Here is a 23,849-nt window from a genome sequence, read left to right on the forward strand (position 1 = left end):
TCAGTACCCCAGCTGCGCCTCGAACTGTGCAGCCTCGAGACGGGCCTTGACCGCACCGAGGAAGCGGGCCGCGTCGGCACCGTCGATGATGCGGTGGTCGTACGACAGCGCGAGGTAGACGTACGAACGGACCGAGATCGCGTCCTTGCCGTCGACCGAGACGATGCCCGGCTTCTTCACAACGGCGCCGAGGCCGAGGATCGCCGACTGCGGAAGGAACACGATCGGGGTGTCGAACAGCGCGCCGCGCGACCCCGTGTTGGTGAGCGTGAAGGTTCCGCCGGCCAGCTCGTCGGGAGTCAGCTTGTTGTCGCGGGTGCGTGCAGCCAGGTCGGCGATCTCGCGAGCGAACTGCGCGAGGTTCTTGCCGGCTGCGCTCTTCACGACGGGCGTGAGCAGACCGCGCTCGGTGTCGACGGCGATCGAGATGTTCTCCGTCGCCGGGTACACGATGTCGGTGCCGTCGACCGTCGCGTTGATGATCGGGAACGCCTGGAGCGCCTCGACCGCCGCGACCGCGAAGAACGGCAGGAACGACAGCTTGTCGCCCGTCTTCGCCTGGAAGTCGCCCTTCACCGCGTCGCGGAACGCCGCGAGCTTGGTGACGTCGACCTCGACGACCGTGGTCAGCTGCGCCGTCGCCTGCATCGAGGCGACCGCACGCTCGGCGATCACCTTGCGCAGGCGCGACATGGGCTGAGTGGTCCCGCGCAGTGCGGACACCTCGAGCGGAGCCGGAGCAGCGGCGGCAGCCGGGGCGGCGGCAGCCGGAGCAGCAGCCGCCTCAGCGGCCTTGAGCACGTCTTCCTTGCGGATGCGACCACCCACGCCGGTGCCCGTGACGGACGCGAGATCGACGTTCTGCTGCTGAGCGAGACGACGCACCAGCGGCGTGACGTACGCGACGTCGTCGTCTCCGGTGAGAGCCGGTCCGGCGGCGGGCGCCGGGGCCGCGGCAGGTGCCGGTGCTGCGGGGGCCCCAGCCGGCGCGGGGGCAGCCGCGGCGGGCGCAGCTGCGGCGGGTGCCGGAGCGGGCTCAGCAGCTGCGGGAGCAGGCTGCGCAGGTGCGGCTTCCGCGGGAGCGGCGGCACCGGCTTCGCCGATGCGGGCGAGCGCGCTGCCGACCGCGACGGTCTCGTCCTCGGGAACGAGGATCTCCTGCAGCACGCCGGCGAACGGCGACGGGATCTCGGTGTCGACCTTGTCGGTCGAGATCTCGAGAAGCGGCTCGTCGACGGCGACCTCGTCGCCGATCTGCTTGAGCCACCGGGTCACGGTGCCCTCGGTGACGCTCTCACCGAGTTCGGGGAGGACGACCTCCTTGCCGCCCGACGCCGGTGCGGCAGGGGCCGCCTCGGTCGCGGGCGCCTCGGCAGCGGGCGCCTCAGCGGCAGGTGCCTCGGCTGCGGGAGCCTCTTCTGCGGGGGCGGCTGATGCCTCTGCGGGCGCGGCCTCGGGGGCGTCGTCGGACGCGGGCGCACCCGAGCCGTCGCCGATCTTCGCGAGAATGGCGCCGACCTCGACCGTCTCGTCCTCCTGGACGAGGATCTCTTCGATGACCCCGCTCACCGGCGACGGGATCTCGGTGTCGACCTTGTCTGTGGAGATCTCCAGCAGCCCCTCGTCGGCCTGTACCGTATCGCCGACATTCTTCAGCCAGCGGGTGACCGTTCCCTCGGTGACGCTCTCTCCGAGCGCGGGGAGGACGACGGAAGTGCTCATTGACTTGTCTCCTTCAGGATGCCTGATGTCGTTCTAGCTTAGTGATGCCCGCGGGCATCGGGTGTCAGAGCGCGTGCAGCGGTTTGCCCGCGAGCGCGAGGAAGGCCTCACCCAGGGCCTCGCTCTGTGTGGGATGTGCGTGGATGAAAGGTGCGATGTCTTCGGGGTGGGCTTCCCAGACCACCGCGAGCTGCCCCTCGGTGATGAGCTCGCCGACGCGATCGCCGAGAAGGTGCACCCCGACGACCGGGCCGTCCGCGACGCGCACCACCTTCACGGTGCCCGCGGTGCCGATGATCTCGCTCTTGCCGTTGCCGGCCAGGTTGTACTCGTACGCGGTGACGGCCTCGGCGCCGTGCGTCGCGACGGCCTGAGCCTCGGTGAGGCCGACGGATGCCACTTCGGGGCTGCTGTACGTCACGCGCGGGATCTGCGCGTCGGCGACGACGACGGGGTGGAGTCCCGCGATCTCCTCGGCGACGAAGATGCCCTGCTGGAAGCCTCGGTGCGCGAGCTGGAGCCCGGCGACGATGTCGCCCGCGGCCCAGACGTGCTCGACGCCGGTGCGCAGGCGATCGTCGGTGACGACGAACCCGCGCTCGATCGCGACGCCCGCTTCCTCGAACCCCATGCCGGCGGTCGCCGGGCCGCGGCCGACCGCGACGAGGAGGTAGTCGGCCTCGAGGGTCGTGCCGTTCTCGAGCGTGACGGAGACCGCGTCGGCCGTCTGGGCCGCCGACTGGAACCGCACGCCCAGGCTGTATCCGATCCCGCGGCGACGGAAGGCGCGCTCGAGGCCCTTCGACAGCGCGATGTCCTCATTGGGCACCAGGTGGTCGAGCGCCTCGATGATCGTGACGTCCGCTCCGAACGAGCGCCAGACGCTCGCGAACTCGACGCCGATCACGCCGCCGCCGAGGATGAGCACCGAGCGGGGCACCTCGTCGAGTTCGAGCGCCTGCTCGCTGGTGAGGATGCGGCCGCCGATCTCCAGACCCGGAAGGCTGCGGCTGTACGAGCCGGTGGCGAGCACGACGTCGGCGCCGCGATAGAGGTCGTCGCCGACACGCACCGCGGGACCGGCCTCGAGCCGCCCCTCGCCTGCGACGACGGTGATGCCCCGGGCCTTGACGAGCCCTTCGAGACCTTTGTACTTCTTGGCGACGATCCCCTCGCGGTAAGCGCGGACGCCGGCGACGTCGATGCCGTCGAAGGTCGCGCGGATGCCGACGGATGCGGCATCCTTCGTCGCCTCTGCGACCTCGGCGGCATGCAGCAGCGCCTTGGTGGGGATGCACCCGCGATGCAGGCAGGTGCCGCCGACCTTGTCCTTCTCGATGATGGCGACGCTCTTGCCGAGCTCCGCAGCGCGCAGCGCCGCAGCGTAGCCGCCGCTGCCGCCGCCCAGGACGACGAGGTCGAAGGAGTGGTCCGTCATCGCGCACCTCCCGGAGCGATCATGTCGATGAGGCTGCGCACGCTCGCGGCGGTCGCGCCCTTGTCGGTGTAGCCGTACGGAGCGCCCTTGTTCATGCCGGCTCCGGCGATGTCGAGGTGCACCCACGGGATGCGCGGAGCGTCGGCGGCTTCGCCGGTGCGCCCGACGAAGTGGCGGAGGAAGAGCCCGGCGAACAGCGCCCCGCCGGCGGGGTCGCCGATCTTCGCGTTCTGGAGGTCGGCGATCGGGGAGTCGAGTTCGTCGACCATGTGGTCGGGGAGCGGCAGGCGCCAGGCGGGCTCACCCGCGCCCTCCGCCGCCGCGAGGTACTCCGCGACGGCGTCATCGGCACCCATGACGCCGATGTGACGCGTGCCGAGCGCCACGGTGATCGCGCCGGTGAGCGTCGCGACGTCGACGAGGAGATCGGGATGCTCGCGACTGGCCGCGACCAGCCCGTCAGCCATCACCAGACGGCCTTCGGCGTCGGTGTTGAGCACCTCGACGCTCGTGCCGTCGAGCGTGCGCAGCACATCGCCGGGTCGGATGGCGCTGCCGGAGGGCATGTTGTCGGCGAGGCAGAGCCAGGCACTCACCTTGACCGGCGCGCCGACGGCTGCGGCCGCGCGCACCACGGCGAGTGCCACTGCAGCACCGCACATGTCGTACTTCATTCCGACCATCGACGACGCCGGCTTCAGCGAGAGCCCGCCCGTGTCGAAGGTGATGCCCTTGCCGACGACGGCGACATGGCGCTCGGCGTCGGCGGGGGAGTACTCGAGGCGCACGAGTCGGGGCGGGCGGGCGGATCCCTGACCGACGCCGAGGATGCCGCCGTAGCCGCCCTCCGCGAGCGCCGTCTCGTCGAGGATCTCGACGGTGACGGGCAGGTCGACGACGGACTCGACCGCGCGTGCGGCGAGGTCGGCGGGACCGAGCCATTCGGCCGGGACCGCCACGAGGTCCTTGACGAGCGCGACCGCGTCGGCGACGACACGCGCGCGGGTGAGCGCCGTCTCGTCGGCGTCTGCGCTGCCGTGCACGACGAACGTTCCGGCGCGCGACTTGGGCGCCTCCGACTTGTAGCCGTCGAACCGGTAGCCGCCCAGCGCTGCACCCTCGGCGATCGCGGGCCAGAGCGCGGCATCCGCCGCCGGTGCCGCCACCGCGATCGTGGGGAACCCGACGAGGGTGCGCGCGGCTGCGCCGACGGCATCGCGCAGGCCCGCCGCGGTGGGGGCTGCACCGGTGCCGACGACTGCGAGCGGCCGATCGGTGCTCTCCGGGGCGTAGACCCGCTGCATCGATCCGGCGGCGCCGGTGAAGCCGGTCGCCTCGAGCGATGCGCGCACTCCGGGCCAGTCGGCCAGGACCTCAGCGACGCCGTCGTCGAGCGGAGGGAGGGCGAGGAGGATCGCGTCGGCGTCGGACTCTCGGACAGGGGATGTGCGGTATTCGAGGTCGGGAAGCGACATGTGCTCCATCCTAGGTACCCGCGTTGTTCGCTCTGAGCGAGACAGGGTCGGATCCTCGAGGGGCGGCGACTCGTAGCATGGGAGCATGCCCATCTCCGGCCAGCTGTACGAACGAGCCGCCTCGGCGCCGCCGATCCCGCGCGGCCTGCCGCTCGTGATCGCTCTGACCGGGTTCACCGATGCCGGCAGCGCCGTGAGCCAGATCGTCGACTATCTGCGCGACGACCTCGATCCCACCCCGGTCGCCGTCTTCGCGAACGATGTGCTGCTCGACTACCGGGCGCGCCGCCCGATCGTGTCGTTCGAAGAGGATCACCTCACCGACTACCGGCCGCCGCGCCTCGAACTGTCGTTCGCGCACGACTCGCTCGGCCAGCCGTTCCTCGCCCTCACCGGGTACGAGCCGGACTTCGCGTGGGACGGGTTCTCGGCAGCAGTGCTCGAACTCGCCGAGCTCTACGCGGTGAGCACCGTCACCTGGGTGCATGCGATCCCGATGCCGGTGCCGCACACCCGCCCGATCGGCACCACCGTCAGCGGCACGCGGAACGACCTGACAGCCGCGCACTCGGTGTGGAAGCCGCACACCCAGGTTCCCTCGACCGCCGGGCACCTGCTCGAATACCGCTTCGCCGCGTCGGGCGCGCTCGTCGCCGGATTCGTGCTGCTCATCCCGCACTATCTGGCCGATACGGAGTACCCGGCGGCTGCGCTGGCCGCGCTCGACAGCATCGCGGTCGCCACGGGCCTGGTGTTCTCGGGCGACGATCTGCGCGACGAGAACCGCGACTACCTCGAGAAGGTCGGCGAGCAGGTCGCGGGCAGCGATGAGCTTTCGCAGATGGTGCACGGCCTGGAGGAGCGCTACGACTCCTACATGGCCGGCTCCACGCAGGCCACCGCGATGGTGCACACCGGCGATCTGCCGAGCGCGGACGAGCTCGCCGCCGAGCTGGAGCGTTTCCTCGCATCGCATCCCGGCGACGAGGACAAGCGCGGCGTCTGACGGAATTCGCGCCGCCCCGCCGGTGTTGACACAGGGGTGCGGCGCGTCGCAGCGGCTCGTTCCGATGCCGCGCCGCAGGTATGAGAGAATAGACACTCTGACCCGTTGTCAAACCGTTCTCCGCGTGCATCACGCGAGTCCGGGGACTTGACAAGGGTCATACTAGTGTCCGAAGACGACCGGGGGCGTGCGCCAGCCGACCCTCGGTGAAAGGCTCACCGTGACTCCAGCCACGAAAACCACCGCTCGGTCGAAGGCGGCGAAGGACACCGACGTCGACGAGACCACCCCCGCGAAGCCGGCCGCCAAGGCCGCCGCGACCAAGACCGCCGCCAAGGCCCCGGCCAAGAAGGCCCCCGCCAAGGCGACGCGCGCCAAGACGTCGAAGAAGGCCGACGACGAGCTCGAAGACGACGTCGAGATCGAAGACGACGCCGACCTCGATGAGACCGCGGCCGAAGACGCCCCCTCTGCGACCAAGCCGGGCGACAAGGCCGGCGAAGACGCGGGCGACGACGAGGACGACGAGGAGAGCACCAAGCCGGCGTTCACCGAGCCGCTTCCCACGGGCGCGATCGTCATCTCGTCGAACGACGACGAGGACGTCCCGGTCTACTCGACCCAGATCACCGGCGCCACCGCCGACCCGGTCAAGGACTATCTGAAGCAGATCGGCAAGGTGCCGCTGCTCAACGCGGCCGAAGAGGTCGAACTGGCGATGCGCATCGAGGCGGGTCTGTTCGCCGAGGAGAAGCTGTCGCACATGTCTGCTGCCGAGAAGACCTCGCAGCTCGGCCTCGACCTGCAGTGGGTCGCCCGTGACGGACAGCGTGCGAAGAGCCACCTGCTCGGCGCGAACCTGCGTCTGGTCGTCTCGCTCGCCAAGCGCTACACCGGTCGCGGCATGCAGTTCCTGGACCTCATCCAGGAGGGCAACCTCGGCCTCATCCGCGCGGTCGAGAAGTTCGACTACACCAAGGGCTTCAAGTTCTCGACCTACGCGACGTGGTGGATCCGCCAGGCGATCACCCGTGCGATGGCCGACCAGGCCCGCACGATCCGCATCCCGGTGCACATGGTCGAGGTCATCAACAAGCTCGCCCGCGTCCAGCGCCAGATGCTGCAGGACCTCGGCCGCGAGCCCACGCCCGAAGAGCTGAGCCGTGAGCTCGACATGACCCCCGAGAAGGTCATCGAGGTGCAGAAGTACGGGCGCGAGCCCATCTCGCTGCACACGCCCCTCGGCGAAGACGGCGACAGCGAGTTCGGCGACCTCATCGAGGACACCGAGGCGGTCGTCCCGGCCGACGCGGTCGGCTTCACGATGCTCCAGCGTCAGCTCGAGTCGCTCCTCGACTCGCTCAGCGAGCGTGAGGCGGGCGTGATCCGCATGCGCTTCGGCCTCGGCGACGGCCAGCCCAAGACGCTCGACCAGATCGGCGACACCTTCGGCGTCACGCGCGAGCGGATCCGTCAGATCGAGTCGAAGACCATGGCGAAGCTGCGTCACCCGAGCCGCTCGCAGTCGCTGCGGGACTACCTCGAGTGAGCGAGGCGAACGCAGGCAAGGCGCTCACCGTCCAGATCGAGGGATCCTCGTTCGCCCGCATCCCGATCCGCACGCGTGTCGTGATGCCGGGCGACGACCTCGACGGATTCATCCGGGAGTACGCCGCCGACCTCGTGCGCGACGGCGACCTGCTGTTCGTGACCGAGAAGATCGTGGCGATCACCCAGGGCCGTTCGTACCTCGTCGAAGACATCGCACCGCGCCGCCTCGCCCTGTTCCTCTCGAAGTACGTGACCCGCACGCCGTACGGCATCGGACTCGGCATGCCCGAGACGATGGAGATGGCGCTGCGCGAGTGCGGCACACCGCGGATCCTGTTCGCTGCCGCCGTCTCGGCGGTGACGAAGCTCTTCGGCCGCAAGGGCGACTTCTACCGCATCGCGGGCGACAAGGCGCGTGCCATCGACGGGCCCACGAGCGGCACCATCCCGCCGTACAACAAGGCGGTCGTGCTCGGCCCCGAGCGTCCGCGCGAAGTCGCGGCGCACCTCAAGTCGCTCCTGCGCGGCGTCCCCGAGGTGGCGGTCGTCGACATCAACGACCTCGGCGGGAACATCCTCGGCTCGACGCTCGACAAGGCAGCCGAGAAGCGCCTGGTCACGATCCTGAGCGACAATCCGCTGGGCCAGGGCCACCAGTCGACGCCGCTCGGCATCGTCCGCCGGGCCTGACCTCGACTCAGCGAAACGGCGCGGCCACCCTCAGGGGTGCCGCGCCGTTTCGCATTCCTGCGCGCGTCAGAATCCGATCGCCGCGCGATAGCGCGGCTTGTGACCGGTGCGGATGCCGGTGACGCTGGGCTTGTTCTCGTACACGCCCGCGCCCCAGTTGCCCTCCACGAGCACGGGTCCGTCGGGGGTCACCACGATGTCCCAGCCGACGTACTGCACCTGCGGCACCACGCGGGCCACCTCGTCGACGAAGGCGATGACCTCGTCGATCATCGGCAGCTGGAAGTCGCCGATGACGAAGCCGCTGTCGGGGTGCTTCTCGTGCACGTGGCCGTGGGAGTCGTAGCCGGGGCCGACGGCGTGGCCGCGCTCGTCGAGCATCGTGTAGAACCCGCCAAACGTCATCTGATCGCTCACGGCGCCGCGTCCGAACTTCTGCGCCATCGCCAGGATGTGCGTCTTCCGCCCGTCGAAGAACGCGGTCACGCGGGTCGTGTTCACGGTGCCCGGGCAGACCGCCGCGAGATCGGCGTGCTGCCGGATGACCTCTTCGATGAGGAGCTCGCCTCGCGCGAGAAGGCCCGTGTGGAACTCGGTCCAGTCCGTGATCTCGGCGGCGTGGTAGCGGTGCACGCCGGTGCCGGCCTGGCCGACCGGCTCCTTGGTGACGATCGTGCCGTGACTCTCGGTGAACGCGCGCACGGCGTCGGCGTTGCCCGCCTCGACGATCATCCAGTCGCGCCGCAGCAGATCGCTGAACCGACGGTCGAACTCGACCTTGTCCTGGAAGATGTGGCGGAAGTCGGGGTGGTCGTACTTCTGCGAGATCTCGTTCGACACCGGATGGGTCATGTACGTCGCGCGCTCAGCCTTGTTGAGGATCGCGAAGTCGTAGTCGACGTAGTCCTGGAATCCGACCTGGCGGAATCCGGCCGACCAGAGCATGTCGACGGCGACGGCCGGGGTCCACTTGTCGTGGTCGCGCGCCGCCTCACGAGCGCGGTCCACCACCGATCCCAGATCGATGCGGCGGACACGCCAGGCGAGATAGCGAAGGCGGGGACCAAGGCGGAAGCCCTGAGAAGACATGCGTGCTCCGGGATCGGGATCGGGGGACCCCGATAGTCTAGAGGCGTGAGTTCCTCGATCCCTGGGCGCGACGCGTCGGCGCCGGGATCGGAGCCGCGGAGCACCCCGATCGCCCGTGTGTCGCGGACGGCGCTGACCGCGAACCTCCGCATGGCGCAGCGGCGAAGCATCCGCGCCTTCGCGCCGTCGCTGCTCGACGCGGATGCGTGGGGGCACGGCGCCGGTCTCGTGCAGGAGGTCCTCGACTCGGCCTCGATCCCGCCGGCGGACGCGGCGGGAGCGCGGGACCTCTCCACGACCGCAGCTGACCGCGGCGCGCCGACCCCCGCTCCTGACACGCTGACGGCGTCGATGCTGTTCGGGATGCCGGCAAGCGGCGCGACACCGGCCCTCCGGCTGAGCGGCTCGGTGCTGTCCGTCAAAGCCCTCCGCGCCGGCGAGGGCGTCTCGTACGGCTTCCTGCACCGGGCCGACCGCGACACGCGGGTCGCCCTCGTGACCGGTGGCTACGCGCAGGGCATCTTCCGCGAGCTCGGCGGCAGGGTCGAGGTCGCGATCGCGGGGGAGCGGCATCCGATCATCGGGCGTGTCGCGATGGATGTCTGCGTCGTCGACGTCGGCGAAGCGGCGGTCGCGCGCGGTGACGAGGTGCTGTTCCTCGGAGACCCTGCGCAGGGCGAGCCCGCGCTCGACGACTGGGTGCTGGCGACCGGTCTCGACCCCGCCGAGCTCATCACCGCCGTCGGCCTGCGCTGCATCCGCGAGGCGGCGCCATGACCACGCGAATGCACGTGGACCTCGACGCCCTCCGAACGAACATCGCGCGCGTGCGGGAGACCGTCGCCCCTGCGCAGCTGATGATCGTCGTCAAGGACGACGCGTACGGCCACGGACTCGAGGCTGTCGCGCGCACCGCCGCCACCGCCGGGGTGACCTGGTTCGGGGCCTTCGACGTGCGCACCGGATCGGCCGTGCGCGCGGCTGTCGGCCCGGTGCCCCGCATCTTCGCCTGGATCGCGGCGTCGCGATCCGAACTCGATGAGGCCATCGCGGCCGACCTCGACCTGGGGATCGGCGACAGCGATCTGCTGGAGGAGCTCGCCGTGGCTGCTCAGCACGCCGCGGTCGTCGCCCGCGTGCACCTGAAGATCGACACCGGCCTGCATCGCAACGGGGTCCGCCCCGAGCACTGGTCGGCGTTCGTCGACCGCGCCGCCGCGCTGGAGACCGGGGGACTGATCGAGGTCGTCGGCGTGTGGAGCCACATCGCGGAAGCGTCCGACGCCGAGGACGACGAGGCGCGCGTCGCGTTCGAGCACGCCGTCGCCGTCGCCCGGGCCGCGGGCCTCCGGCCGCGCGTGCGCCACCTCGCCGCCAGCGCCGCGTCGTTCGCCCGGCCCGAGTTCCGCTACGACATGGTCCGCGTCGGCGCGTTCTGCTACGGCATCCGTTCGGCGGGCGGCCCGTCGGCATCCGACCTCGGCGTCACGCCGATCGCGCGACTGGATGCAGCAGTCACCGCCGTGCGCGGCGACGACGTGCACATCGCGCTCGGCGGGCTCCAGGGCCTTCCGACCGCGCTGCGCGGCCGCGGTGCCGTCGTCGGCACACCGGCGGGTGCACGGGAGCTGCGGCTCGTCGGGCTGCACGAATCCATCGTGGCGTCCTGGCCGGGCGCGCAGAACGGCGACGCCGTGACCGTCTACGGTCCCGGCGTCGCCGGAGAAGTGTCAGCCACCGATCTGGCCGAGCTCATCGGCACGATCGGCGAGGAGATCGCGGTACGCGTGTCACCTCTGATCCCGCGCACCTACGCGGGAGAGTGAGAGTCAGACCGCCTCGGCCAGGCGAGCGGTCTCGTCGTGCCACGAGGTGGCGATGGCCCGAAGCTTCTCTTCGTACTTGCGCCCGTGGTGAGCGCAGAAGAGCAGCTCGCTGCCGTTGACCTCTGCCGCGATGTACGCCTGCGCGCCGCACGAATCGCAGCGATCGGCGGCGGTGAGGCGGTACTCGAGGACTGCTCCGGTCTCGGTCGGTGTCGAAACTGCGTTCATCTCGGTGCCTCCTCGTATGAATAGAACGTCGCGCTCGGTCATGAAATACAACCACGCCGATGTTTCGAGAATGCCGCGAACGGGTCACATTTCGCTGAGCGCGTACCCCGGGGGCACCGGAAGCGTGTCGGGGGAGCCGTTTCGCCGGGGGCGAATACGATGGGAGATTGTGACGTCCGAGTACTCCGCCCATCACCTTCAGGTGCTCGAAGGACTCGAAGCGGTCCGCAAGCGCCCCGGCATGTACATCGGGTCCACGGACTCCCGCGGACTCATGCACTGCCTCTGGGAGATCATCGACAACGCCGTCGACGAGGCCCTCGCCGGGCACGGGTCGAAGATCGAGATCCTCCTGCACGCCGACGGCAGCGTCGAGGTGCGCGACCAGGCGCGCGGCATCCCCGTCGACGTCGAGCCGCGCACCGGTCTCACCGGCGTCGAGGTCGTCTTCACGAAGCTGCACGCCGGCGGCAAGTTCGGCGGCGGCTCGTACGCGGCTTCCGGCGGTCTCCACGGCGTCGGCGCATCCGTCGTCAACGCCCTCTCCGAGCGACTCGACGTCGAGGTCGACCGCGGCGGCAAGACCTGGGCGATGTCCTTCCACCGTGGCGAGCCCGGGATGTTCTCCAACGGCAGCCCCGACTCCACGTTCACGCCCTTCGAGGACGGCAGCGAGCTCCGGGTCGCCGGACGCGCCGCCCGGGGCGTCACCGGCACGCGCATCCGCTACTGGGCCGACCGGCAGATCTTCACGAAGGATGCCGCGTTCAATCTCGCCGACCTCGAGCAGCGCGCGCGCCAGACCGCGTTCCTCGTTCCCGGGCTCGAGATCCTCATCCGCGACGAGCGCACCGACGAGAAGGTGGAGACCAGCTACCGCTTCGACGGCGGCATCTCGGAGTTCGCGGACTTCCTCGCCCCGGACGCCCCGATCACCGACACCTGGCGGCTCACGGGCACCGGGTCGTTCACCGAGACGGTACCCGTCCTCCAGCCGTCCGGCGCGATGGTGCCGACCGAGGTGGAGCGCGAGTGCGAGGTCGACCTCGCCGTGCGGTGGGGGACCGGCTACGAGACCACGACGCGCTCGTTCGTCAACATCATCGCGACGCCCAAGGGCGGCACCCACCAGGCCGGCTTCGAAGCCGGGCTCATGAAGGTGATGCGCGCGCAGGTCGAGCAGAACGCCCGCAAGCTCAAGGTCGGCACCGACAAGATCGAGAAGGACGACATCCTCGCCGGTCTCAGTGCGGTGCTGACGGTGCGCCTTCCCGAGCCGCAGTTCGAGGGCCAGACGAAGGAGGTGCTCGGCACGCCCGCCGTGCGCCAGATCGTCGCCAACGTCGTCGCCCGTGAGCTCACCGCCCGCTTCGCGTCGACCAAGCGGGAAGACAAGGCGCAGAGCGCCCTGCTCCTCGAGAAGGTCGTCTCGGAGATGAAGGCGCGCATCTCGGCGCGCACCCACAAAGAGACGCAGCGCCGCAAGAACGCGCTCGAGTCGTCGACGCTCCCGGCGAAGCTCGCGGACTGCCGCTCGAACGACGTCGCCGAATCGGAGCTGTTCATCGTCGAGGGCGACTCGGCGCTCGGCACCGCCAAGCTCGCCCGGAACAGCGAGTTCCAGGCGCTGCTGCCCATCCGCGGCAAGATCCTCAACGTGCAGAAGGCGTCGGTGAGCGACATGCTCTCCAACGCCGAGTGCGCAGCCATCATCCAGGTGATCGGCGCCGGCTCCGGTCGGTCGTTCGACCTCGACGTCGCCCGCTACGGCAAGATCATCCTGATGAGCGACGCCGATGTCGACGGGGCGCACATCCGCACGCTGCTGCTGACCCTCTTCTTCCGGTACATGCGCCCATTGATCGACGAAGGCCGCGTCTACGCCGCCGTGCCGCCGCTGCACCGCGTGATCGTGATGAATCCGGGTTCGAAGCCCAACGAGACGATCTACACGTACAGCGAGAACGAGCTGCACACGCTGCTGGCGAAGCTCACGAAGGCGGGCAAGCGCTGGCAGGAGCCGATCCAGCGTTACAAGGGACTCGGCGAGATGGATGCCGATCAGCTCGCGACGACGACGATGGACCGCGCCGGTCGGACGCTCCGCCGCGTGCGGATGCAGGACGCCGAAGCCGCCACCCGGGTCTTCGAGCTGCTCATGGGCAACGACGTCGCCCCGCGCAAGGAGTTCATCATCGACTCGAGCGCGCGCCTCGATCGCGAGCGCATCGACGCCTGAGCCCGGGATCGCGACGCCCCGGCGCGCCCGGCGGTCGGTGCACCGGCTCGGACGTCGGTCACGACCCCGGCGCGCGCACGGCGGTCACGACGCCGGCGCCGGGTCGGACATCAGCGGACCGCGGTGCCGACGGCGGCGACCACGCCGTCGAGGGGCGCACCCGAGGCATCGCGCTTCGCGCCGCTCTCGGGGAGCGCGCGCACCGAGCCGTCCGCTCCGACGGCTCGCGGATCGGTGCCGACCCACGCGAGCGTGAGCGCATCCTCGCCGCGCAGGAGGCGCTGTGCGCGCACGCCGCCGGTGGCGCGTCCCTTCGCGGGGAACTCGGTGAACTGCGAGACCTTGGCGCTGCCGGCATCCGTCCCCGCCAGGGCGGTCGTCGACCCTGCGACGGTGACGACGACCGCCTCGAAGTCGGCCGGACCGACCACGCTGAACGCGATCACCTGGGCGTCGGATGCGAGACGGATGCCCGCCATGCCGCCCGCCGAACGCCCCTGCGGACGCACCGACGAGGCGTCGAACCGCAGCAGCTGCGCGTCGGAGGCGACGAACACGAGTTCGGCGCCGTCGCTCGCCGGCGCAGCGCCGACGACGCGGTCGCCGTCCTTCAGCGCGATGATCTCGATGTCGTGCTTGGTGCCGACCTCGGTCGCCGCGACGCGCTTGACGACGCCCTGGGCCGTGCCGAGTGCGATCGGCGCGCCCTCCGTCAACGGCACGACGGCGACGACGTGCTCGCCGCCGCTGAGCCCGAGGTACTGGTCGGCGCGCGCGCCGGCGGCGGGCTGCACCGAGTTGCCCGGGACCGACGGCAGGTCGACGGGCGAGAACCGCACGAGGCGCCCGAGCGAGGTGACCGCGCCGATGTCGCCGCGGGTGGTGGTGTCGACCGCCGAGCGGATCGCATCGTGCTTGGATCGGCGGGCAGGGGGGACGATGCCGCCGCCCGGCGCGTCGGCGCTGAGCTCCGCTCGCACCATCCGGCCGGTGGCGGAGAGGAACACGCGGCACGGCGCGTCCGCGATCTGCAGGTCGGCCGCTGCGGCCGCCGCACGGGAGCGCGGAGCCACCGGCCCGCCGTTGAGCAGCAGCGTGCGGCGCGGCGTGCCGTAGGTCTCGGCCACCGCATCGAGCTCGCGCGCGACCTGCGCACGCAGGAGGATGTCGCTGCCGAGGAGCTCCTCGAGCTCGGCGATCTCCTTGCGCAGGCTGTCGCGCTCGGCCTCGAGCTCGATGCGCGAGAAGCGTGTGAGCCGGCGCAGCCGCAGCTCGAGGATGTACTCCGCCTGCGGCTGCGACAGGTCGAAGACATCCATGAGGCGCACGCGGGCCTGCTCGCCGTCGTCGGACGCGCGGATGACCTGGATGACCTCGTCGATGTCGAGGATCGCGATGAGGAGGCCTTCGACGAGGTGCAGCCGCTCGCGGCGACGCTCGAGGCGATACCGGCTGCGCCTCGTGACCACGCTGATGCGGTGGTCGAGGTACACGCGGAGGAGCTCCTTGAGCCCGAGCGTGCGGGGCTGACCGCCGACGAGGGCGACGTTGTTGATGCTGAAGGAGTCCTCGAGCGGGGTGAGCCGGTAGAGGTGCTCGAGCACCGCCTGCGGATCGAAGCCGGTCTTGATCGCGATCACCAGGCGCAGGCCCTTGTGGCGGTCGGTCAGGTCCTGGACGTCGGCGATGCCCTGCAGCTTCTTCGCGCCGACCGCATCCTTGATCTTCTCGATGATGCGCTCGGGACCGACGAGGTACGGCAGCTCGGTCACGACGATGCCGGTGCGTCGCGGTCCGAGCGTCTCGATCGACGCCTTCGCACGGGTGCGGAACGACCCCCGGCCGTTGGCGTACGCATCCTTGATGCCGTCGAGGCCCACGATGATGCCGCCAGACGGCAGGTCGGGACCGGGGACGAACTCCATGAGCTCCTCGACGGTCGCGTCGGGGTTGTCGAGCAGGTGTGTCGCGGCGCCCACGACCTCGATGAGGTTGTGCGGCGCCATGTTGGTGGCCATGCCGACCGCGATGCCGGCGGCGCCGTTGACCAGGAGGTTCGGGAACGCGGCGGGGAGCACCTCGGGCTGCTGGAACTGGCCGTCGTAGTTGGGGATGAAGTCGACGACGTCCTCGTCGAGGTTCTCGGTGAGCGCGATCGCGGGCGGAGCCAGGCGCGCCTCGGTGTAGCGCGCCGCGGCAGGCCCGTCGTCGAGCGACCCGAAGTTGCCGTGCCCGTCGACGAGCGGGACGCGCAGCGAGAAGGGCTGGGCGAGGCGCACCAGCGCGTCGTAGATGGCCGAATCGCCGTGCGGGTGGAGCTTTCCCATCACCTCGCCGACGACGCGCGCGCTCTTCACGTGGCCGCGGTCGGGGCGCAGCCCCATGTCGGACATCTGGAACAGGATGCGCCGCTGCACGGGCTTCAGTCCGTCACGGGCATCCGGGAGGGCGCGCGAGTAGATGACCGAGTACGCGTACTCGAGGAATGAGCCCTGCATCTCCGCGGAGACATCGACGTCTTCGATGCGACCGTGGTCGGAGGATGCGGAATCGGTGCGCGGTGCAGGCATGTAGTGAAAGGCCTCGGGTGACGGCGGAGTGGGTCGGGGTCGCCACCGGCGTGGACGGTCGCCACGAGTGTGGAAGACTGACCCCGATGTCCTTCAGCCTACCGGCGGAGCCCGCCAGAGCCCGGAACCTCGCGGGTGTCGTGCCACAGCTGCTGCGCGCTCTGGACGGAACGTCCGACTGGTTCGCCCCCGCGCGCAGCGCCATCGTCTTCGTCGTGGACGGCCTCGGCGCGACCAACCTGGGTGCGCGCAGCGGCCACGCGCGCTTCCTCGCGCAGGCGATGGCCAAGCGCGACGTCGCCCGCACCGTCTTCCCGTCGACCACCGCGTCAGCCCTCACCTCGCTGCTCACCGGCCGAGAGGTCGGGCAGCACGGCATCGTGGGCTACCGTGCGCGCATCCCGGGCACCGACGACGTCGTCAACCAGCTGCGCGGATGGGACACCGACGGCCTGCCCCGCAGCTGGCAGCGGGCGACGCCGCTCACGACGGGGGAGCGGCAGTTCTTCGCGGTCACCAAGCCCGAGTATTCGGGCACCGGCTTCACGGCCGCCACGCTCGAGGGCGCGCAGTTCCACGGGCACGAGTCGCTCGCCGACCGCGTCGCAGCCGCCGCCGACCTGGCGGCGCGGCATCCGGGTTCACTCACCTACCTCTACGCGCCGGAGCTCGACGGCCTCGGCCACCGCTTCGGCTGGGAGTCGGATCGCTGGACTGCGGGCCTCGAGGCGCTCGACGATGCCGCACGACGCATGGCCGGCGGACTCCACCGCGGCACCGGGGTGGTCGTCACAGCCGACCACGGCATGGTCGACGTGCCGCGGCACCGCCACGTGCTCCTCCATGACGACGATCCGCTCGTCGACGGCGTGCGGCTGATCGGCGGAGAGCCCCGGATGCTGCACCTCTACGCCGAAGAGGGCGCGGCGGCCGCCGTGGCGGAGCGCTGGCGCGAGGCCGAGGGCGCTCAGGCGTGGGTGCTCGAGCGCGATGAGGCGATCGACGCCGGGCTCTTCGGAGAAGTCGACGACGACGTGCGCGGACGCATCGGCGACGTGCTCGTCGCCGCACGCGCCGCCGTGGCGTACTACGACGACCGGATCGCCGACAAGGCGCCGCAGAAGATGGTGGGCCAGCACGGCTCGCTCTCGCACGAAGAGCGCACGGTGCCGCTCATCCGCCTCGGCGCGTTCGCCTGATCAGTCGTCGGTGCGGGCGCCGAACACGATCTCGTCCCACGACGGCATCGAGGTGCGCCCCTTGCGGCGCCCCGCCTCGGCCACCTGCGCCGCGCGCTCTTCGATGGGCGTTTCCACAGCGGGCTCGGGCTCAGCGGGTGTCTCGTCGTACCCCGGCTCGAGCGCGTCGAACAGGGCGACCGGAGCGTTCGTGCGCGGCGGGTCGACCTCGTCGGCGCCGGGCAGTGGCTCGCGCTGGCCGCGGCGGCGGCGCAGCGCCTCGAGCAGGTCGGCGGTCTGGGCCGAGGTCACCAGCGGCTCGTCGGCGCGCTTGATCGCCGCCTGCTGCACGGCGGGTGCTGCGGCCGCGGGAAGATCCGGGCTCTCGAGGTCGGCGTCGGGGAGCCTGCGCGGACCGAACGCGCCGCTGTCGAAGCGCGTGTCGTCTTTGGGGGAGGAGTCGAGCGCCCGCAGGCGCGGGATGAGCCCGTCGGGCAGGGATCCCTGACGGGAGAGCTGGATCGCGTCGGAGTTGAGCGGCGACAGCGTGCTGCGCCGGGGATCGAAGCCCCAGCGGGCGTCATGGTCGATCTCGTTCGCGGTGAACGCGAGCTTGACGATCCAGCCGGTGGGTTCCTTCCAGCTGGTCCAGCGTTCGCCGCCGGCGGCGGCCTCCGACAGCTTCCCCCGCACCGCGGAGCCGAAGGTGTGCTGGCCGTCACCGGTGAAGTCGCCGCCCAGCAGGACCGGCACGGCGAGGGCTTGACCGACGATGTGCTCGCGCTCGGCGAGCACCGGACCCTCGAACCGCGTCACGTCTTCGATGCGGGCGCCGAGGAGCTCCGCCACCTCCTGCGCCGAGAGGCCGGCACGGATGTGCGACTGGATCTCGCGCGGACTGGGCCGGGGCGCCTGCGGCTCCGCCTCGCGTTCGCGACGGGCCTTGCGCATCTCGAAGCGCAGCACGTCGTCGACGGCGAGCGAGAAGCGCTCGCCCGACTCGGTCGCCAGAACGAGGAGGTCGTCCTCGGTTCCGATCACCTTGAGCTGTTCCATGCGGAAGCCCTCCGATCTGCTGTCCAGCCATGCTGACACAGAGCACCGATCACGACGGGAATATCCCGCGCGTGGCGCGAGTTTCAGGCGTCGGATGCAGCGAGCAGGCGAAGTCGCATTTGCCAAACGCGAGCGCGTCATGCAAACTATGGCCGCCCATATGGGCGCGCACCTGCGATACCCGGAAGTAGAGACGTTCAGGAATGGCCACCGATTACGACGCCCCCCGCAAGACCGAGGACGACAGCGAGTCGATCGAGGCGCTCAAGGAGCGCGTGCCCGACAAGATGTCGGGCGCGGTCGGAGACGAGGACGCCGACAACCCGTCGGGGTTCGAGCTGCCGGGTGCCGACCTGTCCGACCTCGAGCTCGACGTCGTCGTGCTGCCGCCGCAGGAGGACGAGTTCACCTGCACGAACTGCTTCCTCGTGAAGCACCGTTCGCAGCTCTCGCCCGAGTCCGCCGCGAACGCGGCTATCTGCGTGGAGTGCGCGAGCTGACCTGAGCGCGGCCCAGCGCCGCAGCCAGACGCTCGGGCGTCCGCGACGAGACGACCCATGCCGGCGTCGGATCGTCGGGGTCGGTCACCGCGACCACCACGACCCCGTCGATCCCGCCGCGCAGCAGGTGCCACGACCGCGGATCCAGGCCCGCGCCGCGGGCGTGACGCGCGTCGTCGCCCGTGTGCACCGAGATCGCGCCGAGATGCCGCGCGTCGATATGCGCGCGTCCGGCGCGCAGCTCGGTTCCGTCGACCGAGACGACCGGCGCGCCGAGCACCAGCGCCGTCACGACGAGCACGGCCACGACCGCTCCGATCACGAGTGAGACCGTCCGATCGACCGGGACGAGGACGAGTCCCGCCATCGGGCCGGCGACCGCCGCGCTGACGAGGATCCACAGCGACGGGCCGAGCCGTTCGCGATAGTGGACGGGGGCCGTGGTGCGTGCTGAATTCTGCATTACCCTCGTTGGGTGACTGAATCGGTGGACGTCCTCATTATCGCCCCCGAGCCCCCGGTGTACGCCCACCCCGGCGACGCGGGGGCAGACCTCGTCTCCGCCGAAGCGGTGCACCTGGCGCCGGGGCAGCGTGCTCTCGTGGGGACCGGCGTTCGCATCGCCCTGCCCGAGGGGTACGCCGCGTTCGTCGTGCCGCGCAGCGGCCTCGCGGCCAAGCACGGCATCACCGTCGTCAATTCGCCCGGGACGGTGGACGCCGGCTATCGGGGCGAGATCAAGGTGACGCTGCTCAACACCGACGCCACCGAGGGCTACGACATCGCGGTCGGCGACCGCATCGCACAGCTGATCGTGATGCCGGTCCCACGCGCACGATTCATCCCGGTCGAGGAGCTGCCAGACAGCGTCCGCGGCGACGGCGGCTTCGGCTCGACCGGTTATCAGAAGGACGGAAACGCATGACTGACCCCACTCCCGCCGCCTCGGCGCCGAAGGTCGCCCCCGCCGACCGTGCCGAAGCCGGCCCGTTCGACGAGGCGGAGGCGAACCCCGTCCGTCCGTACATCGACCTCGGCGGCGTGAAGATCCTCCCGCGCGAGGGGCTCAACCTGCGCCTCGAAGTCGAGGAGCAGACCAAGCGCATCGTCGCCGTCGGGCTCGACTACGCCGGCTCGACGCTCCAGGTGCAGGCGTTCGCCGCGCCGCGGACCGCCGGCCTGTGGGAGGAGACGCGCGACCAGATCCGCGCGCAGGTCCGCCAGCAGGGCGGTCGCGTGGAGGAGCGCGAAGGCCCGCTCGGGCCCGAGCTGCTCGCCGAGGTGCCGGTCGTCGCCGGGCCGGAGGGCACGGCCGGGAAGCGACTCGCGCGGTTCGTGGGCGTCGACGGCCCCCGCTGGTTCCTGCGCGGTGTGATCGGCGGCGCGGCCACGGCCGACGTCGATGCGGCAGCCAAGGTGGAGGACCTCTTCCGCTCGATCGTCGTGGTGCGCGGCGGTACGCCGATGCCGCCCCGAGACCTCATCCCGCTGCGGATGCCCGCGACGCCGGGCTCGGCGTGAGCGACGAGCGACCCGGCGACCAGGCCGCACCCGACGCTCCTGTTCCGGACGGGACGGAGCAGCAGCCGGGTTCGGCCTCCGAGGTCCTCGGTGCGGCGCTCGGCGGTGCCGCCCGTCGTGCGGGTCTGGATCCCGCGAAACAGAGCAGCACCGGGCACGTCGTCTGGGCCGCGATGGGCGGCTGGCGCGGACTGCTCGAGTCGATCCTGCCGGGCCTGATCTTCATCGTCGCCTACACGGTGACGATCGATCCGGCGACCGGCGACGGCGACCTCTGGCTCGCGCTCGCCCTCTCCGTGGGCACCGCGGCGGTCTTCACGATCGCCCGCCTCGTCGCCCGCCAACCGGTGACGGCGGCAGTCGGCGGACTCGTCGCCGCCGTCGTCGCCGCCGGGTTCGCGGCATTCACGGGGGAGGCCAGCAACAACTTCATCCCCGGGTTCGTGACGAACGTGCTGTACGGCTCGGCCTTCCTGATCTCGGCGCTCGTCGGCTGGTCGCTGATCGGCCTCGCCGTTGGATTCCTCATGGGCGAGGGCACCGCCTGGCGGCAGGACAAGCGCAAGCGCCGCGTGTTCTTCTGGCTCGCGATCGCCTGGGCGTCGCTGTTCGCGGCACGCCTGATCGTGCAGCTCCCGCTGTACTTCGCCGACAACGTCACGGCGCTCGGAACGCTCAAGCTCGTGATGGGCATCCCGCTGTTCGCGCCGATGGTGGCGGTCACATGGCTCGCCGTGCGGGCGCTCTATCCGCCCGATCCGAAGTGATACATTTATCTTGACATCAAGATAAATGCACCTCCCGCGATGCTTAGGTGAACCTCACTAGCCGAGGGCGTCATCGCGGGGGGAAGATGGGGAGTGCCGGGCCTTCGCGCCCCGCTCCCGCCGCCGACGAAGGAGACACACGTGTCCACGGTTGACAGCTTCGGTGCAAAGAGCACCCTGACGGTCGGCAGCACCGACTACGAGATCTTCCGCGTCGACACCGTCGCCGGGTACGAGAAGCTCCCGTTCAGCCTCAAGGTGCTGCTCGAGAACCTTCTGCGCACCGAGGACGGCGCGAACGTCACGAAGGCGCAGATCGAGGCCCTCGGCTCGTGGGATCCCGCGGCCGAGCCCGACACCGAGATCCAGTTCACGCCGGCCCGCGTGGTGATGCAGGACTTCACCGGCGTGCCCTGCATCGTCGACCTCGCCACCATGCGCGAGGCGGTCACCGCCCTCGGCGGCGACCCGTCGCGGATCAACCCGCTCTCGCCGGCCGAGATGGTCATCGACCACTCCGTCATCGCCGATCTGTTCGGCTCCGAGAACGCGCTCGAGCGCAACGTCGAGATCGAGTACGAGCGCAACGGCGAGCGGTACCAGTTCCTGCGCTGGGGCCAGACCGCGTTCGACGACTTCAAGGTCGTCCCGCCGGGCACCGGCATCGTGCACCAGGTGAACATCGAGCACCTGGCCAAGGTCATCTACGACCGCTCCGTCGACGGCGTGCTCCGGGCGTACCCCGACACCTGCGTCGGCACCGACTCGCACACCACCATGGTCAACGGCCTCGGCGTGCTCGGCTGGGGCGTCGGCGGCATCGAGGCCGAGGCCGCGATGCTCGGCCAGCCCGTGTCGATGCTCATCCCACGCGTCGTCGGGTTCAAGCTCTCGGGCGCGATCCCCGCCGGCGTGACCGCGACCGACGTCGTGCTCACCATCACCGACATGCTCCGCAAGCACGGCGTCGTCGGCAAGTTCGTCGAGTTCTACGGCGAGGGCGTCGCCTCGGTGCCGCTGGCGAACCGCGCGACGATCGGCAACATGAGCCCGGAGTTCGGCTCGACCGCCGCCATGTTCCCCATCGACGACGTGACGCTGGACTACCTGCGCCTCACCGGCCGCGACGAGCAGACCGTCGCCCTCGTCGAGGCGTACGCCAAGGAGCAGGCGCTCTGGCACGACCCCGCCCGCGAACTCGCTTTCAGCGAGTACATGGAGCTCGACCTGTCGACGGTCGTGCCCTCGATCGCCGGACCGAAGCGTCCGCAGGACCGCATCCTGCTCTCGGAGTCGAAGGCGCAGTTCAACATCGACCTGACGAACTACGCCGACAGCGACCACGACCTGGTCGATCTCACGGTCGCCGAGTCGTTCCCGGCATCCGACCCGCCCGGGTTCACCCCCGAGGACGAGCACAGCCACCACGAGCACCACCACCACTCCCACGCGCCTGCCACGGCGTCCAAGCCCACGCCCGTCACGACCGCGGCCGGCGATGCGTTCACGCTCAACCACGGCTCCGTCGCCCTCGCGGCGATCACCTCGTGCACGAACACGTCGAACCCGTCGGTCATGATCGCCGCCGGCGTGCTCGCACGCAAGGCCCTCGAGAAGGGTCTCAAGACGAAGCCCTGGGTCAAGACCACCCTCGGCCCGGGCTCGAAGGTCGTCACCGACTACTACGAGAAGTCGGGCCTCGACAAGTCGCTCGAGGGCCTCGGCTTCTACACCGTGGGCTACGGCTGCACGATCTGCATCGGCAACTCCGGCCCGCTGATCGAAGAGGTCTCGGCTGCCATCAACGAGAACGACCTGGCCGTCACGGCGGTCCTCTCGGGCAACCGCAACTTCGAGGGCCGCATCAGCCCCGACGTGAAGATGAACTACCTGGCCTCGCCGCCGCTCGTGGTCGCCTACGCGCTGGCCGGCTCGATGAACTTCGACTTCGAGGTCGACCCGCTCGGCACCGACGCGGACGGCAACGACGTCTTCCTCAAGGACATCTGGCCCGCGCCCGACGAGGTGCAGGAGATCATCGACGCCTCGATCTCGCGCGAGCAGTTCATCAAGCAGTACGCGACCGTGTTCGACGGCGACGACCGCTGGCGCAACCTCCCCACCCCGACGGGCCCCATCTTCGAGTGGGACACCGACTCGACCTACGTGCGCAAGGCGCCGTACTTCGACGGCATGACGATGGAGCTGACTCCGGTCGGCGACATCACCGGCGCTCGCGTGATGGCGACCCTCGGCGACTCGGTCACGACCGACCACATCTCGCCGGCGGGCAACATCAAGGCGGGCACCCCCGCCGCCCAGTACCTCACCGAGCACGGCGTGGCGCAGAAGGACTTCAACTCGTACGGCTCGCGCCGCGGCAACCACGAGGTGATGATCCGCGGCACGTTCGCGAACATCCGCCTGAAGAACCTCCTCGTCAGCGCCGTGAACGACGGCGCGGTCGTCGAGGGCGGGTTCACCCGCGACTTCACGCAGGAGGGCGGCCCGCAGTCGTACATCTACGACGCGAGCCAGAACTACCAGGCCGCGGGCGTGCCGCTCGTGATCTTCGGCGGCAAGGAGTACGGCTCGGGCTCGTCGCGCGACTGGGCGGCCAAGGGCACCAGCCTGCTGGGCGTCAAGGCGGTCATCACCGAGAGCTTCGAGCGCATCCACCGCTCGAACCTGATCGGCATGGGCGTCGTTCCGCTCCAGTTCCCCGCGGGGGAGAGCTGGGAGTCGCTGGGCCTCGACGGCACCGAGATCGTCTCGATCGTCGGCCTCGAGCAGCTCAACGAAGGCGTCACGCCCAAGACCGTCACCGTCACCGCCGCCCCCAGCGAGTTCTCGCCCGAGGGCAAGCAGCCGGTCACGTTCGAAGCAGTCGTGCGCATCGACACGCCCGGTGAGGCCGACTACTACCGCAACGGCGGCATCCTGCAGTACGTGCTGCGTTCGCTCGTCTGACGCGCGACCACGAAGGGGTCGGG

Annotated in this window: 20 protein-coding genes; 12 read left to right on the plus strand and 8 right to left on the minus strand. The window is 70.4% G+C overall.

Annotated features, from left to right (window positions below):
- From sucB to JOD63_RS06570, 3 genes are all read right to left on the minus strand, one after another.
- Complete coding sequence (gene sucB, locus JOD63_RS06560; protein ID WP_045276821.1) at positions 1-1,722, minus strand: 2-oxoglutarate dehydrogenase, E2 component, dihydrolipoamide succinyltransferase; 1,722 nt, start codon at positions 1,720-1,722, stop codon at positions 1-3.
- 64 nt (positions 1,723-1,786) lie between these two features.
- The gene (gene lpdA / locus JOD63_RS06565; RefSeq protein ID WP_045276822.1) at positions 1,787-3,160 is read right to left on the minus strand and encodes a dihydrolipoyl dehydrogenase; all 1,374 of its coding nucleotides are present in this window, start codon (positions 3,158-3,160) and stop codon (positions 1,787-1,789) included.
- A complete protein-coding gene (locus JOD63_RS06570) occupies positions 3,157-4,635 on the minus strand; it encodes a leucyl aminopeptidase (RefSeq protein WP_045276823.1) in 1,479 nt (492 codons plus the stop codon). The genes lpdA and JOD63_RS06570 overlap by 4 nt, the downstream gene beginning before the upstream one ends.
- A gap of 85 nt (positions 4,636-4,720) precedes the next feature.
- Between JOD63_RS06570 and JOD63_RS06575 the strand changes: the two genes are divergently transcribed.
- From JOD63_RS06575 to JOD63_RS06585, 3 genes are all read left to right on the plus strand, one after another.
- Positions 4,721-5,641 carry a proteasome assembly chaperone family protein gene (locus JOD63_RS06575; RefSeq protein ID WP_045276824.1) on the plus strand — a complete coding sequence of 307 codons (921 nt, stop codon included), beginning with the start codon at positions 4,721-4,723 and terminating at the stop codon, positions 5,639-5,641.
- Positions 5,642-5,861: 220 nt separating this feature from the next.
- Positions 5,862-7,190 (plus strand): RNA polymerase sigma factor, encoded by a 1,329-nt coding sequence (locus tag JOD63_RS06580; protein WP_045276825.1) that lies wholly within the window; start codon positions 5,862-5,864, stop codon positions 7,188-7,190.
- Complete coding sequence (locus tag JOD63_RS06585; protein ID WP_045276826.1) at positions 7,187-7,882, plus strand: coenzyme F420-0:L-glutamate ligase; 696 nt, start codon at positions 7,187-7,189, stop codon at positions 7,880-7,882. Before JOD63_RS06580 ends, JOD63_RS06585 begins: the two co-directional genes overlap by 4 nt.
- 66 nt (positions 7,883-7,948) lie before the next feature.
- On the opposite strand, the gene JOD63_RS06590 is transcribed toward JOD63_RS06585, so the two are convergent.
- Entirely contained in the window at positions 7,949-8,971 is a 1,023-nt protein-coding gene (locus JOD63_RS06590; RefSeq protein WP_045276827.1) for a sugar-transfer associated ATP-grasp domain-containing protein, read from the minus strand.
- Between the two features lie 45 nt (positions 8,972-9,016).
- Here JOD63_RS06590 and JOD63_RS06595 point away from each other — a divergent pair, with 45 nt between their 5' ends.
- Together JOD63_RS06595 and JOD63_RS06600 are read left to right on the plus strand one after the other, a co-directional pair.
- On the plus strand, positions 9,017-9,748 hold the full coding sequence (locus JOD63_RS06595) for an alanine racemase C-terminal domain-containing protein (RefSeq protein WP_045276828.1): 732 nt from the start codon (positions 9,017-9,019) through the stop codon (positions 9,746-9,748).
- Entirely contained in the window at positions 9,745-10,797 is a 1,053-nt protein-coding gene (locus JOD63_RS06600) for an alanine racemase (protein ID WP_045276829.1), read from the plus strand. Before JOD63_RS06595 ends, JOD63_RS06600 begins: the two co-directional genes overlap by 4 nt.
- Before the next feature lie 3 nt (positions 10,798-10,800).
- On the opposite strand, the gene JOD63_RS06605 is transcribed toward JOD63_RS06600, so the two are convergent.
- On the minus strand, positions 10,801-11,025 hold the full coding sequence (locus tag JOD63_RS06605; RefSeq protein ID WP_045276830.1) for a DUF7455 domain-containing protein: 225 nt from the start codon (positions 11,023-11,025) through the stop codon (positions 10,801-10,803).
- Positions 11,026-11,194: 169 nt separating this feature from the next.
- On the opposite strand from JOD63_RS06605, the gene JOD63_RS06610 reads away from it, so the two are divergent.
- Positions 11,195-13,264: a DNA gyrase/topoisomerase IV subunit B gene (locus JOD63_RS06610; protein ID WP_045276831.1), complete on the plus strand. Its 2,070-nt coding sequence runs from the start codon at positions 11,195-11,197 to the stop codon at positions 13,262-13,264.
- A gap of 110 nt (positions 13,265-13,374) precedes the next feature.
- Here the strand turns inward: JOD63_RS06610 and JOD63_RS06615 are convergent, their stop codons facing one another.
- Positions 13,375-15,834: a DNA gyrase/topoisomerase IV subunit A gene (locus tag JOD63_RS06615; RefSeq protein ID WP_045276832.1), complete on the minus strand. Its 2,460-nt coding sequence runs from the start codon at positions 15,832-15,834 to the stop codon at positions 13,375-13,377.
- Between the two features lie 86 nt (positions 15,835-15,920).
- Here JOD63_RS06615 and JOD63_RS06620 point away from each other — a divergent pair, with 86 nt between their 5' ends.
- Positions 15,921-17,033 (plus strand): alkaline phosphatase family protein, encoded by a 1,113-nt coding sequence (locus JOD63_RS06620; protein ID WP_045276833.1) that lies wholly within the window; start codon positions 15,921-15,923, stop codon positions 17,031-17,033.
- Here the strand turns inward: JOD63_RS06620 and sepH are convergent, their stop codons facing one another.
- Complete coding sequence (gene sepH, locus JOD63_RS06625) at positions 17,034-18,068, minus strand: septation protein SepH (RefSeq protein WP_045276834.1); 1,035 nt, start codon at positions 18,066-18,068, stop codon at positions 17,034-17,036.
- A gap of 203 nt (positions 18,069-18,271) precedes the next feature.
- Here sepH and JOD63_RS06630 point away from each other — a divergent pair, with 203 nt between their 5' ends.
- Positions 18,272-18,568, plus strand: a complete 297-nt coding sequence (locus tag JOD63_RS06630) for a DUF4193 domain-containing protein (protein WP_045276835.1) — start codon at positions 18,272-18,274, stop codon at positions 18,566-18,568.
- Here the strand turns inward: JOD63_RS06630 and JOD63_RS06635 are convergent.
- On the minus strand, positions 18,543-19,031 hold the full coding sequence (locus JOD63_RS06635; RefSeq protein WP_045276836.1) for a DUF3093 domain-containing protein: 489 nt from the start codon (positions 19,029-19,031) through the stop codon (positions 18,543-18,545). The two genes, JOD63_RS06630 and JOD63_RS06635, sit on opposite strands and share 26 nt — an antisense overlap.
- 12 nt (positions 19,032-19,043) lie before the next feature.
- Between JOD63_RS06635 and dut the strand changes: the two genes are divergently transcribed.
- The 4 genes from dut to JOD63_RS06655 all read left to right on the plus strand — a co-directional run bounded on the left by dut (position 19,044) and on the right by JOD63_RS06655 (position 23,826).
- The gene (gene dut / locus JOD63_RS06640; protein WP_211088065.1) at positions 19,044-19,493 is read left to right on the plus strand and encodes a dUTP diphosphatase; all 450 of its coding nucleotides are present in this window, start codon (positions 19,044-19,046) and stop codon (positions 19,491-19,493) included.
- On the plus strand, positions 19,490-20,089 hold the full coding sequence (locus JOD63_RS06645) for a DUF3710 domain-containing protein (protein ID WP_045276838.1): 600 nt from the start codon (positions 19,490-19,492) through the stop codon (positions 20,087-20,089). The genes dut and JOD63_RS06645 overlap by 4 nt, the downstream gene beginning before the upstream one ends.
- Positions 20,086-20,856, plus strand: coding sequence for a DUF3159 domain-containing protein (locus tag JOD63_RS06650; protein WP_045276839.1), 771 nt, complete (start codon positions 20,086-20,088; stop codon positions 20,854-20,856). Before JOD63_RS06645 ends, JOD63_RS06650 begins: the two co-directional genes overlap by 4 nt.
- 141 nt (positions 20,857-20,997) lie before the next feature.
- Positions 20,998-23,826, plus strand: a complete 2,829-nt coding sequence (locus tag JOD63_RS06655) for an aconitate hydratase (RefSeq protein WP_045276840.1) — start codon at positions 20,998-21,000, stop codon at positions 23,824-23,826.
- Positions 23,827-23,849 lie beyond the last annotated feature (23 nt).

The organism is Microbacterium terrae (genome assembly GCF_017831975.1).
GTDB classification, from domain to species: Bacteria; Actinomycetota; Actinomycetes; order Actinomycetales; family Microbacteriaceae; genus Microbacterium; species Microbacterium terrae.